Genomic DNA, 14,701 nt, shown 5'->3' with positions numbered 1-14,701 from the left:
TTCTCCTCACTTCGTGACGATCTCGTTCGTAATATGATCGGCGACGTTCACGGCCTTTACGACGAACTGATCTTCACGACGTTCGATATAGTTCGAGCAGGCGTTCCGCATGGCATGGCGGAACGTGTACGTGTCATCGACCGCCGATAGGGCGGCTTTGATCGCATGCGAATGGCAGACGACGATAATCCGCTTCCCTTTATGCGCCTCGACGAGATGTTCCATCCCTTCAAGCACCCGGGCCCGCATCTCGTCTTCCGACTCAAGACCCGGAACCCGTTCCTGATCGTCCGCTTGAACTGCCTCGTAAATACCCGGCACCGGTTTGCCTGACGCATGGCCGAACTCACGCTCGATGAACCGTTCGTCATGAATAATCTCGCCCGGACTGATGCCGCACGCCTCCGCGATGTAATGGGCCGTTTCGATTGCTCGCGTGAGCGGGCTCGCGACGATCACGTCCCAGTTCTCTTGACTTAAAAAAGCCGCGCTCTCTTCGGCTTGGCGATGTCCAAGCGCGTTGAGCGGGATATCTTCCCGTCCTTGAATGATTTCTTGAAAATTCCAATCTGTCTGACCATGTCGGACTAAACAAAGTTCCGTCACACTCTTCACTCCTTCGTAATCGTTAAATCTTTTCCAATCGTAACATCTTTCTAAAAAAGCGCAACGTCACGTCAAGACATCGTCGATGAAACGATCGATGCGGGCCATGAGCTGTGTTTCTTTAATCGGATTATCGGATTGGAGAAAACTTGCAAGCGAGTGGGTACCGTTCGGGAACGAGATGAGCTGGACGTTCGCCCCGACCTCACTGGCGTGCTCGACGAAATGGAGCGCTTGCCCGAACGGGACGATCGGGTCTTTTTTACCGTGCAAGATGAGAATCGGCGGCGCGTCGTCATACAGATGTGTGACCGGTGAACATTTCACCATCAATTCACGCCACGTCTCGCGACTGCCCTCGTAAAACTTCAAGTGCGCAAGCCACGTCTGGATGAACTTGAACAAGAGGAAGTTCGTCGGCGGATACAGCGCGATGACCCCTTTCACCGGCGGTACGTCGTCACCGAGTTCACCTGTGAACTGTTTACTCCGGTCGAGCGCCGTCGCGAGGACGAGCGCCGCACCCGCCGAGTCGCCCCAGACGATCAATCGATTGATGTCGAGATTGAGGAGCCCGTCATGTTGTTTCAAGTAACAAAGCGCGTCGGACACGTCGATGATGTTGTCCGGGAAGTAGACACCGTCCTCGAACAGGCGATAGTCGATGCTGACGATGGCGAACCCTTTCCCCAAGAAATGATCGAGAAGGGGATGGAACAACGTCACCATGCCTCGGCCTCCGCGGACGAACGCGCCACCGTGCGCGTAGACGGCGACCGGGAACGGTCCATCGCCCGGTGGGTAGTATATATCGAATTGGAGCGGTTGGTCGTTGACGACCTTGTACGTGTGGGTTCGTCGTTTGCGTATAGACGGGCGAACCGTCATCTCTGGTTCTTGCCATCTAACGAGCGAACCGTACTGATTCCAAACGCTCGCCCCGGCCGCGGTCGCCGCCGCTAACGCAGCGCCCCCGACAAACCAGGCGGTCTCCTTTCTCATACAAATCCACTCCTCGCTCTTTTTTTAATCATATTCCCTTTTTCTTTAAAAACCATCCATCGGAAGTCGGACTTGACGTGTGCTTGACTGCCCCCTATAATATTAGACGCAGTTACAGAGCGTAACCGTTACGGTTTAATAGTTGATATAGAGAATGAGAGGCGGAATAATACATGAACAAGAAATTAATGAGCGTCGCCGCGGCCGGGACACTTTTACTCGGCGGTTGCGCCAACAACGAAGAGAGCAATGCTACAAATGCTACAGACGAATCGAGCGATCAGTTGACGGTATACGCGTCGACATTCGCCTTAAAATCGATTGCCGAAGAGATCGGGGGCGACCGCGTCCGCGTTGAGATGGTGATCCCGCCAGGTGCCGACCCGCACACGTACGAGCCGACTTCAAAACAGATGACACAGATCGCGGAAGCTGATCTATTCCTCACGATCGGTCATGACCTTGAGCCGTACGTCGAGGCGATGGAGCAGAGTCTCGCGAGTGAGGACGTCACGTTCGTGAAGACCGCGGAAGACATCGCTCTGCTCTCGGCTGACGATACCGTCCACGTTCACGGTGAGGATGAGCACGGCCACGAAGCAGACGAACATGCCCATGAAGAAGACGAGCATGGCCACGAGGAAGATGGGCATACGGAAGAAGAAGCAGGCCACAGCGAGGACGACGGTCACGATCACGGCCAATACGACCCGCACGTCTGGCTCGATCCGATGAACGCCGTCTCGATGGCAGAAGCGGTCGAAGCGTCGTTCGCCGAGCAAGCGCCTGACTATAAAGACGAATTCGCAGATCGGTTGAGCGCATTCAAAGAAGAAGCCGACGCGCTCGATGCCGAGCTGCAAGCGGCTGTCGACGCCGGTTCGAAGTCAGAGCTCCTCGTGACGCACGCGGCTTATGGCTACTTGGCGGAACGATACGGTTTCGACCAGCTTCCGATCACTGGTCTCACGCCGTCTGAAGAACCGTCACAGCAAGCGCTCAAGCGGGTCATCGAAGAGGCAAAGCTCCATGACTTGAAGTACATCGCGTTCGAGGACACGGTGACACCGAAAGTGGCCGAAGTCGTCAAAAATGAAATCGGTGCCGAAGCGGTGACGATTTACAACCTTGAATCGGTCACGAAAGAACAGATGGACCAAAGCTATTTCGACTTGATGCGCGAGAACGTCAAAGCGCTTGAAATCGCATTGAAATAAGACAGAACAAAAGCTCGGCGCCGTTGCGTCGAGCTTTTGTTGTCTGAATGGTATTACACCTGCCCCTCTTACTAGCGTTCGGTGTTGTCGACCTCATCTTGTAGGACTCTTTCTAAGATTAGGACGTAGACTAAAGAAACCAAAACTCCTACAGTACCTGGTAGGACGGCGACGAGTGCATCGTCCAGATATGATGCTGGGATTAGGTAAGTTAAAAAAGCCTTAACGCCATAAAGTGCTATTAAAGCTGTAAGTAGAATTAAAGTTATAGTTTTTTTCTTCACATTTCCAAAAAACTGACGTTCAGTTTTATCGGTTTTATCTGCATTAGTTATGCCTAACCAAGATAACATTCAGCGAACCTCCATAGAATAATAAGTACTTTAAATCAATGCCCCCCAAGCAGTTCACAGCACCGCTCGACGCTATGACGTCGGGCTTTTTACATCTCCGGCTGTCGATCAACCTGGCGCAGCCGAATCCAGATGACGCTTGTGACAAAAAGTACGACTGTCGTCATACTCGCTTGTAGCAACATCTCCCACAGTATGTCACGTGAATCGAGACTATAAGTGACTAGCAAGCTTCCTAAAAAGAAAATGATCGCCGTGACACCGATGTACAACAAAGAACGGTTTGGCCGACGTTCATATAAGAACATCGCGCTAGTAATCACAGCCAATAAAAGATTCAGGAACAGCAAGACACCCCAAAGTATCGAGACAGGATGTTCGGAAGGGGTCCCCGCTTCAAGGACATATCCCCAGCTCACGATATAAAGCAAAAGCGTTATAATATTCATCCTTGCAACGCGTTTTCGGCCGACTCGATATGCAAACGCGGGGCTAACCATCATATAGAACAAAGCCAAATTAACAAAGAAATTGCCCACTTAGCTTACCTCCAGGTTTTTAATATTATACCATTCAGACAATATCATTCATAATAAATCAACACGAGCTCATCCCGCTCGCTCGCCTCGTCACAGAAGCGCTTCAACAGTGTCCATTTGAGCCAAATGTCATCGAGACTGTCACGATTCACTAGCGCCATCTCTCCGACATCTTCTTTTTCGAAGGCGTTCATCGCGTCTTTGACGATATGAAGCAGCTGCGGCGTCAAAATCCCGACGACGACCGCTTGCTTCTCATTGACGACCAACTCTTCCCCAATGACGGCCATCTCCAAGTTATACGTGTCATTCCCGTCGATATACACTTCGATTTGACCGAGTATTTGTTGAAACCGTTCAATATTTGGAAGCGTCAACGTCTCGTACGTGTCACGGTGTTGCTCGTGCACGTGAAGCAACCAGTCTAGAATCATCTCCGGATCTTGACCGAACGAGACCCATACTTCCGGGGAAATGCGTATATAATGTGTCGTCTCCATGAGTGAACGCCCCCCTTTTCTTCACTTTACCCTTCTTTCAGACGCAAAAAAACCGCCTACGTAGATTCGTAGACGGTTTGTTGCTTATGAACGGAACGTACCCGTTTTGACTTCTTCTTCCTCGTTATCCCAAGCCTCTAAATATTCACGACCAGGCAGGTCTTCGATCGAGTCAGCATAAAATACCGGATCGTCTCCTTGACGGCGTTGCTCTAAATAATCGTCGAGCACGAGCCGTGCGACTTTCGCGAGACGGAAAATCGCATACAAGTTGACGAGTGCCATGAGTCCCATGAACACGTCGGCGATCGACCAGACGAGACCGGCCGAACGGACAGCTCCGAAGAGGACCATCCCGACGACACCGATGCGGTAGAGCGTGACATAAATCTTTTTATTCGAGATGAACTGAATGTTCGTCTCACCGTAGTAGTAGTTTCCTAGGATCGAGCTGAACGCGAACAAGAAGATCGCAATCGTCAGGAACGATGTCGCCATCGGACCGATTTCAGCCGTGAGCGCCGCTTGTGTCAATTCGACACCTGCGAACGAATCCGAACCAGCCACACCTGACAACAAGATGATCATCGCTGTCGACGTACAGATGATGAGTGTATCGACGAAGACGCTGAACGATTGGATCAAGCCTTGTTTGACCGGGTGTGATACTTCAGCAGTCGCTGCCGCGTTCGGAGCCGACCCCATACCCGCTTCGTTCGAGAACAGACCGCGACGGATCCCTTGAAGGACCATCGCCCCGATCGCCCCGCCGAACAGTTGCTCGAGACCGAGCACACCTTCAGAGAAGATGAGACCGAACACGCTCGGCAATAGCGAAGCGTTTGAAATCATGATCCACAAAGCGAGCAGGATGTAACCGCCGGCCATGATTGGAACGATTATACTTGATAACATCGCAATCGATTGGATGCCGCCGAAGATGACAATTGCTGTGATGGCAGCCAACACGAGACCGACCGTTGTCGGGCTGACCCCGAACTGGTTGCTCATCGAAAGCGAAATTGTGTTCGATTGGACCGAGTTAAAGGCAAAACCGAACGAGAACGTGATAAGGATAGCAAACAAGATGCCGAGCCACCGTTGCCCGAGGGCGCGCTCCATGTAGTAAGCCGGTCCCCCGCGCCATGTACGGCCATCTCGAATTTTATACACCTGTGCGAGCGTGCTCTCGACGAACGCCGAGGCGGAACCGACTAAAGCGATGATCCACATCCAGAAGACAGCTCCCGGACCACCGAGCGCGATCGCTGTCGCGACCCCGGCGATGTTGCCTGTTCCGACACGGGCTGCCGTCCCGATGGCGAACGCTTGGAACGAAGACACTTGTCCTTTTTCACGCTTCATGCCGTCTTTGAACAAAAGGCGGAACATTTCAGGAAGCATGCGGAACTGAACGAACCCCATGCGAATCGTGAAGTAAAGGCCTAACGCGACAAGAACGACGATGAGCACCGACGACCAGAGCAGGTCGTTCGCTTGCCCAACAAACTTTTCGATCATATTCTCCATCTTCAATCCCCCATATGTATGTTTAGTTATAAGTAAAAGTTATGTCAACTTTCTTAACATGATTAGAATTATAGGAAAAGTGTGTGGAGAATGCAATCTTTTTCAGCAATTTTCAAGTTTACCCTCCAAACAATAGAAAGAGCGACCGGCCCATGGCCAGTCGCTCTGATTGCTTGATTTACTTAGATGAACAGGTTCAAGTTGCCGCCTTCAGCTGCCCCGAGGTATGCTGCCACACCGCCGAGATTGATGCCGTCGATCAACTCTTCTTCTTTGATTCCCATGACATCCATCGACATCGTACAAGCGACCATCTTGACGCCTGCTTCTTGTGCCGATTTAATCATTTGGTCAAGTGATGGCACGTTTTTGTCACTCATCACTTTCTTCATCATTTTCTGGCCAACCCCACCGAAGTTCATGTTCGAGAGCGGAAGTTCTCCAGCATGCGAAGGCATCATCATGCCGAACATCTTCTCGAGACCTTGCTTCTTCACGTCAGGTGCGTCCGGTTTACGAATGACGTTCAATCCCCAGAATGTGAAGAACATCGTCACTTCTTTCCCCATTGCCGCTGCGCCTTGAGCAATGATGAACGAGGCGAGGGCACGGTCGAGGTCTCCGCTGAAGACGACCATCGAAGCGCCGTCGCCGGCTGGTGCTCCTGCTTGGGCGGCCGCAGGGCCGTTGCCTTTTTGAAGGATCGCTTCGACGCGACCGTTTACGAACTGTTTCGAGACGAGTTTATTGCCCGTCTTTTTCGCCCATGCTTCGATGTCTGCGAAGAAACCAGGATCGCTTGCGAGGACGCGGAGCGTCTCGCCTTCGCCGAGCTCTGCCACTTTTTTATTTACTTCTAAAATCGGGCCCGGGCATTGAAGACCACATGTATCAAGGAAAATCGGTTCTCCGACTGGTTCATTCGTCATTGCGGGTGGTGCCTCCTTCGTTGCTGTCGCAGCAGTCTCATCTGCCGTTTTACCTGTCTCGAGCGCGTCAAAATCACGTCGTACTTGTGACCACGTCTTGTAGCCACCGCTCAAGTTTTTCACTTTGAAGCCATTTTGGCGCAAGATGCGTGAAGCCAGGTAGCCACGAAGGCCGACTTGACACGTCACGTAGATCGTCTCGTCTTTACTATAGCTGTCCAAGTTGTCACGGAGCGAGTTGAGCGGGATGTTGATCGACCCAGGAATTTTCCCGAGCTCATGCTCAGACTCGTCACGGACGTCAAGGAGTGTCGCGCCGCTCTCGACCAATGCGTCAATCTCGTCCCAATGCACGACTTCGTTGTCACCGAGGATGACGTTCGAGGCGACGTAACCGATCATGTTGACCGGATCTTTCGCCGAGCTGAACGGCGGTGCGTAGCTAAGTTCGAGGTCTGGCAGGTCGAGGACCGTCAAACCACCTTTGATTGCTGTCGCGATGACGTCGATCCGTTTATCGACACCGTTCATCCCGACACCTTGAGCACCGTAGATTTCACCCGTTGTCGGATGGAACAACAGTTTGAGTGAAACTGGAGTCGATCCTGGGTAGTAGCCTGCGTGTGAACCTGGGTGCACGTGGACGGCTTCAAACTCTTTGCCGGCCGCTTTCAAACGTTTCTCGTTCCATCCTGTCGAAGCGACAGTCATGTCGAACACTTTTGCGATCCCGGTACCCATCGTCCCATTGTACTTCACGTCGCGGCCGTTGATGATGTCGGCAACGAGGCGTCCTTGACGGTTGGCTGGCCATGCGAGCGGAACGACCGTTGGCTCTTTGAAGATATAGTCGAGCACTTCGACCGCGTCCCCGATCGCATAGATGTTCGGGTCCGATGTGAGCATCTTCTCGTTGACACGAATCGCGCCACGTGTGCCCGTCTCAAGACCGGCTTCTCGGGCGATCGTCGATTCAGGAATGACCCCGATCGACATGACAACCATGTCCGTTTCAATGACACGGCCGCTCGTCAAATGAATCTTCTTCCCTTGATCAGAGAACGACGACACGCCGTCTGACAATTGGAGGTCCACGCCATGGAGACGCATATGTTCATGGATTGGTGCGACCATCTCACGGTCGAGCGGTGTCATGACTTGATCCGCCATTTCGACGAGCGTCACGTCAACGCCGCGTTCACGTAAGTTTTCAGCCATCTCGATTCCGATGAAGCCGCCTCCGATGACTGTCGCGTGTTTCGGTGCCTTGTCATCGACGTAGCTACGGATTTTATCTGTATCCGGAATATTTCGGAGCGTGAAGATATCTTCTGCTTCCTCGATTCCAGGAATGTTCGGACGAATCGGTTTCGCTCCAGGCGACAAGACGAGGACGTCGTATGACTCATCGTACGTTTCACCCGTCTGGACATGTTTCACCGTCACCGTCTTCTCAGCGCGGTTGATTTTCATCACTTCCGTCAAGTTGCGGATATCGAGTTGGAACCGTTTGTTCATGCCCTCAACTGTTTGGACAAGCAATTTTTGACGGTCTTGAATCACGTCACCGATGTAGTATGGGAGACCACAGTTGGCAAATGAGATATATTCGCCACGGTCGAACATGACGATTTGATTTTCTTCATTTAAGCGACGGAGACGTGCGGCTGCCGAAGCACCACCTGCTACCCCACCGACAATTACGATTTTTTTACTCATTGCTCATTTCCTCCTTTGACGACTTCACCAGGCCAGCTCATCAAGCCGTCTTCTATATTGACCACTTTATAACCTTTTGCTTCCATTTGCCAAGTAGCTTGCGTGCTGCGAGCGCCCGAACGACAGAGCACGATGTACTCTTGGTCTGTGTCGAGCGTATCAATCCACTCCGTTATTTCAGAGAGCGGATAATTCGCCGCCCCCGCGATGTGTGCTTCTTGAAACTCGTCGCGTTCGCGCACGTCGACGATGTTTACAGGGACTTCAAAGTCCATTTGACGTTTTAAAGCCGATGCTTTCATCTTTGTTTACCCATCCTTTTTATCTATAGTCATTTCACGTATTCATGATCAGCTTGGTAGCGGGCGTCCGATAAACTTTGTGATTCATTGAACAATTCGCTTCCACGTCATTAATATACCCCCTATGGTATGTGATTGCAAGGGAAATGTTTGACGAATCGGCAAACACTTGATTTTTTTCGGCTTAAACGTTGTTGCTCGACACATACTCCCCCACGTATTAAGATGAGACTACACAATACTAGTTGGGTTACTGAACGATTTGAATATAGAGGTGAAACTTATGGAACAGTATCAATACGACACGAAAGTGTTGAACCGGATGAAACGGGTCGAAGGCCAGATCCGGGCCATCATCCGCATGATGGAAGAAGGCAAGGAGTGTCGCGACGTCGTGACACAACTGAGCGCGGCCCGATCGGCACTTGACCGCGCCTCGACGATCATCGTCGCCAAGAACTTGGAGCAGTGCATCATCACGGCGCAACAAGATGGCGAAGATACGTCGGAAACGGTCGAAGAAGCCATCAAAATGTTGATGAAACGCTAGTTCCCCTTGCTTTCCCCTCTCAAATGGGGGAAAGTTAGAGTAACGACTTTTAAGGGGGATTTCTTTGTGAACTTTGAAGAAAAAGTAGAATCATTCAAAGCGCTCGTCGCAGAACGCAACATGACGTTCAAAGAGAGCGAGACCGAAACACACGTCACGTTTTTAACGCGTGAAACGACTAAATCTGGGGCCCAGCCCGTTATGATTATCGCCTTCAACAAAAAGACGACTGACGCCGAGCTATACGCCGCGACAGTGACGCACGTGCCGGACTACGTCGAAGACCTACCGATCCTCAACGCATTGAACGAGTTCAACCAAGAGTTCAAGTACTTCCGTTGCGTGCTCGACAGCGACCGTGACGTCACGCTCGCTTCAACGCTCGACCTCGACCTCGGCTTCTCACCGGAAATCATCTTGCAACATTCGTTCATGATGTTCCAAGCAGCCGACGAAGTGAACGAGTACATGCAAAAACTGTACACGCAAGTTCAATAACAAGCAGCCGCCCCGGAATAAATCCGCGGCGGCTTTTTTTGAAACATGATGTCCATTCGGTTCGTATGAATCAGAGAAGGAGGGATTTTGATGTTAACTCGTTACACCCGTTACCTCGATTCGTTCGAAGCCATCAAAACGGCGACCAAGTGGGCACTCACTGACGACTTCCGGCGTTTGATGGCCGTCAACTACGCCATCCATGACACCCCGTTCGACCCAAATCAGTTTGAACAGGCGCAGGCGGCCGTCAAACAGAAAACCGGCTTGTTCTCCAAATTTCGCGGTAGCAACAACCTCGTCTGGTTATCGTTTCTCGACGCCAAGTATGAAGACGTCGGCCCCGCGATTGACGAAGCACTTCGTCTCGACACGCTGCTCGACCGAAAACATTTCCGTTTCAGTGCGCTGCGGCCGTTCCTCGCGAGCCAGTTGATCAACGTCGACGAACCGGAACGCAGGCTCGATGAGGCAAGCGCTCTCTATCAAGCGTTTAAACGCCAGCATCCGTGGCTCACGAGTGAAGAGGATCTGCTGTCGGCACTCGTCCTCGTGCAAGCGTTCGACGACCACACTGAACTGAACGAGCGCATCGAATCGTATTACGAGGCGTTGAAAGCACAGCTTCCCCGTTCGAACGAACTGCAGCTCGTGTCGCATTTGCTCATGTTCAGCAAATTGGACCGAGACGACGCCGTCGCTCGCTTCTTGGACTGGCGCACCCGCCTTGAAAACCAACAGCTTGCCGTCAAGAGTGAGCAGCTACCGTCGCTCGCCTTGCTCTCGATCGTCTCGGCACCGAACGACCAAGACGAACAAGCGATCCTCGACATCACGAACGCTGAAAAAGAGCAGCAACGCTGGTTCAACACGCACGGACTAAACGTCGCCATCCAACTCGTCGCCGCGGAACATATTACCGAAGATGCGAGCGACCTGCTACTGAACGGGACGTTCGCCCATTTGCTGGCGATGCAACAAGCGGCCTCGGCGGCAGCAAGCGTCGCCATCATCGCGAGTACCTCGTCAAGCGACTAAAAAAGAAGGGTTGCCCCTTCTTCTACGTGTAAAGATATGCGCTCAAACAAATTAAAACGAACACCGAGTTCACGATCTCAAAGATCCCGATTTTCATGATCGGGATCTTTTTGCCGTAGAAAACAATAGCTCGGACGAGGCTTGGTGCGTAAGCGAGCGCCAAGACCGGATAGCCGAACGCGATGAACAACACGACGAGCATGAGGTGATACCCCCACGAGATGTTCCGGTACAACGCGCTCTTCTTCTCCCGAATCATCGTCTTGACGTAAAAGATACTGCCGAGGAAATACAAGTACGGCAAAATGAACAGCCAGACGATCGTCGCGCCCAACGTCTGCGCACCCAAGTAATAGCTCGCCATCCCACCGATACAAAATGACGTGACGGCACTGACATCGTTCCAGACGTTGCGCTCGTCTTTGATTTTGGCGAAATAGGCGTTGACGAGACCGAACGGCATCATCGCGAGGACGAACCAGACGAGACGCCACTCGGCGATGAACACCGGGATCGCCGCGACGGTACTGATGCCGAGATACGTCACGACCGTCCGCAACAATTCATTCGACTTCTTCCGTTGCTTCACGTATTGGAACAAGAAAAACGTGCCCATGTAGACGAACAACCAAGCGATGGCGAACGGTAAGTGCGCGAGTGTCCATCCTCCGACGATGCCGCCGAGTAAGAACGGTAAAATAAGCATCGACCAGGCGCCGTGCTGTTTTGGAATCATCCATTTCATGTGACTCACTCCTTCTATAATCAGTTTAGAAGAACGGTGTGGGGAAAACTGTGACAAATTTTACAAAACAAAAAACGATCTCAGGCGAGATCGTTTTTTGGTGTTAGTTTGGTCACACTTGGTATGGCTACTTCGACAGCGTCTTCCGTCAACATCTTCGTGACGACACGACCCGCGATCGAGACCGCGATGAGCGTGTAGAGAGCGTTCGAGAGCGGCAAGTAGATGAGCGAGATCGCAAGAACAACCACATCGAAGGCGATGAGAATCGTTCCGACCGATACGCCGGACCACTTTGACAGACTGAGTGCGAATAAATCGTCGCCCCCGGTCGCTCCACCTGACTTCAAGACGAGACCGAGACCGTAGCCGGTCACAATCCCGCTCGCAATCGCAGCGAACAGTGTCGCCGGCCAGACCTGGATGTCAAACGTCAACAGGTCGAGTCGATCCCACATCGCATAGCTGAGCGAAAGTGACGCCGCGGCAAGCACGGCTTGTCCGACGAAGCGCCAGCCTTTCCACCAAAGGGCGATTAAAAAGAAGGGGATGTCGAGTACGATCATCGAGATCGCCGGATCGATATCAAATAAATAGCGGCCGAGTAATGCTAACCCGACAAAGCCCCCTTCTGCCAAACCAAACTGTTCATTCAAATAATAATAACCGAACGCCATGATCAGCGTTCCGAGCACTATGGTAGCAACTCGTTTCATTCCGATTGTCCTCCCCGTTTTCAACGGAGAGGAGGATCCTCAGTCGTAGCCGCGGTTCCATCTGTTCCATCTCCGATCTTCCGTTTGTTGATTTTTTACATCGCTGTTCGTCTGTAAAAACTCAACGCTAGAAGTCCGGCAATTGAAACAGAGGCCATGTCCTCTCGGTGTCCATAAAGACCTTCCTTTCCCAAATTGCGCGTAATCATGAGGCTATTTTAACATACTCTCGCGATTATTTCATTAAATGTAAATTTAGTGTAGATTACGTTTCGGTAAATCTTTCTTCCCGAACCACCACCAGTTCCAGTCGCCGAACAGTTTCATCAAGGACGGGACGAGCAACATCCGGATGATTGTCGCATCGATGAAGATGGCGAGCGCGATACCGACCCCGAGCTGTTTGATCGGGCTGACACCGGTGAAGGCGAACGCGCCCGTGACGACGATCATGATGATCGCGGCCGACGTGATGATCTTGCTCGTCTTCGCGAGCCCCATCTCGGTCGCATAGTCGTTATCCCCGGTCTCGCGGTAATACTCCTCGATCCGTGAGACGAGGAACACCTCGTAGTCCATCGACAGGCCGAACACGAGCGAGAAGATGAACACCGGCGTCAAAATACTGATCGTCTCGGCGTCGTACACGTAGCCCGACTCAAAGATGATGACCAATAACCCAAACGTCGCCCCGAGTCCGAGCACGTTCATGATGATCGCCTTGATTGGAATCAAGATCGAGCGGAACGCCCACATGAGGATGACCATCGTCGCTAAAATCACGGTCACGACCGCATAGGGGATGCTGTCGTAGATCTCTTCATAGATCTCTTCGTTGAAGGCGGCCGGTCCGCCGACGTCGAAGCCTTGGTCGCGCCAATCGCGGACGAACGCCTGCGCCGCTTTATCACTCGGCGGCACGTCGAAGCTGACGTTGACGAGCGCGAGGTCGGTATTCCCTTCGAGCGTGACGAGACGTTCAAACGCCTCGAGCTGTTCCGGGGCGACTTGAACGAGCTGTTGGAATTCCGCAGCTGTCAGATTTGATGCGGTCAAGAACGTCGTGACGTTGTCGACGATCGGGTCTTCATTCAACTCGTCTGTAAGGGTTGTCAACTCGTCAAGAATCATCGAGTCGGTCAAATCGTTCGTCTCAAACAACAGCACCGCATCGGTCGACGTCTCGCCGAACACATCGTCCCACCGCTCGAGGGCGGCCCGGGATTCGTACGACGTCGGGAGCGCATCGGCGTCCGGGATGTTCAGTTCTAAGTCGCGGACGAACCAAAGGCTCGGCAACAAAAGGAGCAACGCGACGAGCGTCATCACGACCGGACGCTTCATGACGAACCGGGCCAACTTTTGCCAGCGCACTTCAGAGCGCGTCTCGTTCGTTCTGATGAGACGTCCTTTATTGATGGCATCGCCGACGATATAGAGCGCCGACGGCAAGAGCGTGAGCGCCGACAAGACGGCGCCCGCGACCGCAATCAAGGCACCGAGCGCAATCGCTTGAAACACATCGACTTGAATGAACAACAGTCCGGCGAGCCCGACGAAGACACACAGTCCTGAGAACAGGATCGAGCGACCTGCCGTCGCGACCGTCCGGACGATGGCCGCTTCCCGTGACAGTCCTTTGGCGAGCTCTTCACGGTAGCGGTTGACGAGCAGGAGCGAGAAGTCGATCCCGAGCGCAATCGCGATCATCGCGACGGCGTTCAATACGAAAATCGATAGCTCCATCGTCTGCGTGAAGAAGAAGAGCGAGCCCGCCGCGACGATGAACGTGATCAGTCCAACGAATAAGGGCATGAAAGCGGCGAGCGGTGTCCCGAAGACGAGCAGGAGGACGACGAGCGCGACCGGGATCCCGATCAATTCGGCCCGGATCAAGTCATTTTTCGATGCCTCATTCAAATCTTGGGCAAAGACCGGCTCCCCGGTCAACCGGACTTCCGTGTCCGTATCTCGAATCAATTCAGCGCGAACGTCGGCGATGGCCGCCTCGGCCGCTTCCTGGTCCTCGAACTCGAGCACGAAGTACGCGGCGTCATCCGAACGCGCGTCCGGGTTCTCTGCTGGCGTGATGACGCCATCGACGCCTGAAACGGATTCGAGCCGTGTTTTTTGTTCGGCCATGACCGTCTCTAAGTCACCGCCTTCGAGCAAGACAATCATCGAAGCACCGGCCCGGTCGAACCGATCGTTCAACGTGTCCTCCACTTGCGCGAAGCGACCATCTTGAACCGCAAACCCGTTTCCTCGCAATTCCCCAGGCAACTGCAATCCGAAGTAAATCGAGACCGCTAATAACACGGTCCATACGGCGACCACCCAAAAGCGCCACCGCACCAAATTTTTACCTAACCGTTCCATCCAAGTCCACCCCTCTCCATCTAAGAAGACTGTTCCCGTTTCGCACGAGTTTCATCAAGTCTTCGCAAAAAAATCCTG

15 protein-coding genes are annotated in these 14,701 nt (G+C 52.6%); 4 read left to right on the top strand and 11 right to left on the bottom strand.

The genetic code is table 11. The annotated features are described in order from the left end of the window. Positions 1-6 precede the first annotated feature (6 nt). Both EVJ26_RS08925 and EVJ26_RS08920 read right to left on the bottom strand, forming a co-directional pair. Positions 7-606: a histidine phosphatase family protein gene (locus EVJ26_RS08925; protein WP_131469073.1), complete on the bottom strand. Its 600-nt coding sequence runs from the start codon at positions 604-606 to the stop codon at positions 7-9. Positions 607-672: 66 nt separating this feature from the next. Continuing rightward, positions 673-1,608: an alpha/beta hydrolase gene (locus tag EVJ26_RS08920; RefSeq protein ID WP_131469071.1), complete on the bottom strand. Its 936-nt coding sequence runs from the start codon at positions 1,606-1,608 to the stop codon at positions 673-675. Positions 1,609-1,781: 173 nt separating this feature from the next. Between EVJ26_RS08920 and EVJ26_RS08915 the strand changes: the two genes are divergently transcribed. Beyond that, on the top strand, positions 1,782-2,825 hold the full coding sequence (locus EVJ26_RS08915; RefSeq protein WP_131469069.1) for a metal ABC transporter solute-binding protein, Zn/Mn family: 1,044 nt from the start codon (positions 1,782-1,784) through the stop codon (positions 2,823-2,825). A gap of 71 nt (positions 2,826-2,896) precedes the next feature. Here EVJ26_RS08915 and EVJ26_RS08910 read toward each other — a convergent pair whose 3' ends face one another. From EVJ26_RS08910 to EVJ26_RS08885, 6 genes are all read right to left on the bottom strand, one after another. Further along, a complete protein-coding gene (locus tag EVJ26_RS08910) occupies positions 2,897-3,178 on the bottom strand; it encodes a hypothetical protein (protein WP_131469067.1) in 282 nt (93 codons plus the stop codon). An 89-nt stretch (positions 3,179-3,267) separates the two neighbouring features. Beyond that, positions 3,268-3,717: a hypothetical protein gene (locus EVJ26_RS08905; protein ID WP_131469065.1), complete on the bottom strand. Its 450-nt coding sequence runs from the start codon at positions 3,715-3,717 to the stop codon at positions 3,268-3,270. Between the two features lie 44 nt (positions 3,718-3,761). Then, positions 3,762-4,217, bottom strand: a complete 456-nt coding sequence (locus tag EVJ26_RS08900; protein WP_131469063.1) for a hypothetical protein — start codon at positions 4,215-4,217, stop codon at positions 3,762-3,764. 84 nt (positions 4,218-4,301) lie between these two features. Continuing rightward, positions 4,302-5,747 carry an alanine/glycine:cation symporter family protein gene (locus EVJ26_RS08895; protein ID WP_131469061.1) on the bottom strand — a complete coding sequence of 482 codons (1,446 nt, stop codon included), beginning with the start codon at positions 5,745-5,747 and terminating at the stop codon, positions 4,302-4,304. 182 nt (positions 5,748-5,929) lie between these two features. Then, complete coding sequence (locus EVJ26_RS08890; RefSeq protein ID WP_131470277.1) at positions 5,930-8,395, bottom strand: CoA-disulfide reductase; 2,466 nt, start codon at positions 8,393-8,395, stop codon at positions 5,930-5,932. Further along, positions 8,392-8,697: a rhodanese-like domain-containing protein gene (locus EVJ26_RS08885; RefSeq protein ID WP_016509667.1), complete on the bottom strand. Its 306-nt coding sequence runs from the start codon at positions 8,695-8,697 to the stop codon at positions 8,392-8,394. The genes EVJ26_RS08890 and EVJ26_RS08885 overlap by 4 nt, the downstream gene beginning before the upstream one ends. 283 nt (positions 8,698-8,980) lie before the next feature. Here EVJ26_RS08885 and EVJ26_RS08880 point away from each other — a divergent pair, with 283 nt between their 5' ends. The 3 genes from EVJ26_RS08880 (at position 8,981) to EVJ26_RS08870 (ending at position 10,783) form a co-directional block, all read left to right on the top strand. Then, complete coding sequence (locus EVJ26_RS08880; protein WP_016509666.1) at positions 8,981-9,247, top strand: metal-sensitive transcriptional regulator; 267 nt, start codon at positions 8,981-8,983, stop codon at positions 9,245-9,247. A gap of 66 nt (positions 9,248-9,313) precedes the next feature. Then, positions 9,314-9,745 carry a type III secretion system chaperone family protein gene (locus EVJ26_RS08875; protein ID WP_016509669.1) on the top strand — a complete coding sequence of 144 codons (432 nt, stop codon included), beginning with the start codon at positions 9,314-9,316 and terminating at the stop codon, positions 9,743-9,745. 90 nt (positions 9,746-9,835) lie between these two features. Then, positions 9,836-10,783 (top strand): DUF4003 family protein, encoded by a 948-nt coding sequence (locus EVJ26_RS08870; RefSeq protein ID WP_236634027.1) that lies wholly within the window; start codon positions 9,836-9,838, stop codon positions 10,781-10,783. A gap of 22 nt (positions 10,784-10,805) precedes the next feature. Here EVJ26_RS08870 and EVJ26_RS08865 read toward each other — a convergent pair whose 3' ends face one another. The 3 genes from EVJ26_RS08865 to EVJ26_RS08855 form a co-directional block, all read right to left on the bottom strand. Continuing rightward, a complete protein-coding gene (locus tag EVJ26_RS08865; RefSeq protein ID WP_131470275.1) occupies positions 10,806-11,528 on the bottom strand; it encodes a YwiC-like family protein in 723 nt (240 codons plus the stop codon). Positions 11,529-11,608: 80 nt separating this feature from the next. Then, positions 11,609-12,244, bottom strand: coding sequence for a YitT family protein (locus EVJ26_RS08860; RefSeq protein ID WP_131470274.1), 636 nt, complete (start codon positions 12,242-12,244; stop codon positions 11,609-11,611). Between the two features lie 255 nt (positions 12,245-12,499). Beyond that, the gene (locus EVJ26_RS08855) at positions 12,500-14,623 is read right to left on the bottom strand and encodes an MMPL family transporter (RefSeq protein ID WP_131470273.1); all 2,124 of its coding nucleotides are present in this window, start codon (positions 14,621-14,623) and stop codon (positions 12,500-12,502) included. Between the last annotated feature and the right edge of the window lie 78 nt (positions 14,624-14,701).

The organism is Exiguobacterium sp. SH3S1, from assembly GCF_004337105.1.
In the GTDB taxonomy this organism is placed as follows: domain Bacteria; phylum Bacillota; class Bacilli; order Exiguobacteriales; family Exiguobacteriaceae; genus Exiguobacterium; species Exiguobacterium aurantiacum_A.
This window is presented reverse-complemented; position numbering and strand designations above follow the sequence as displayed.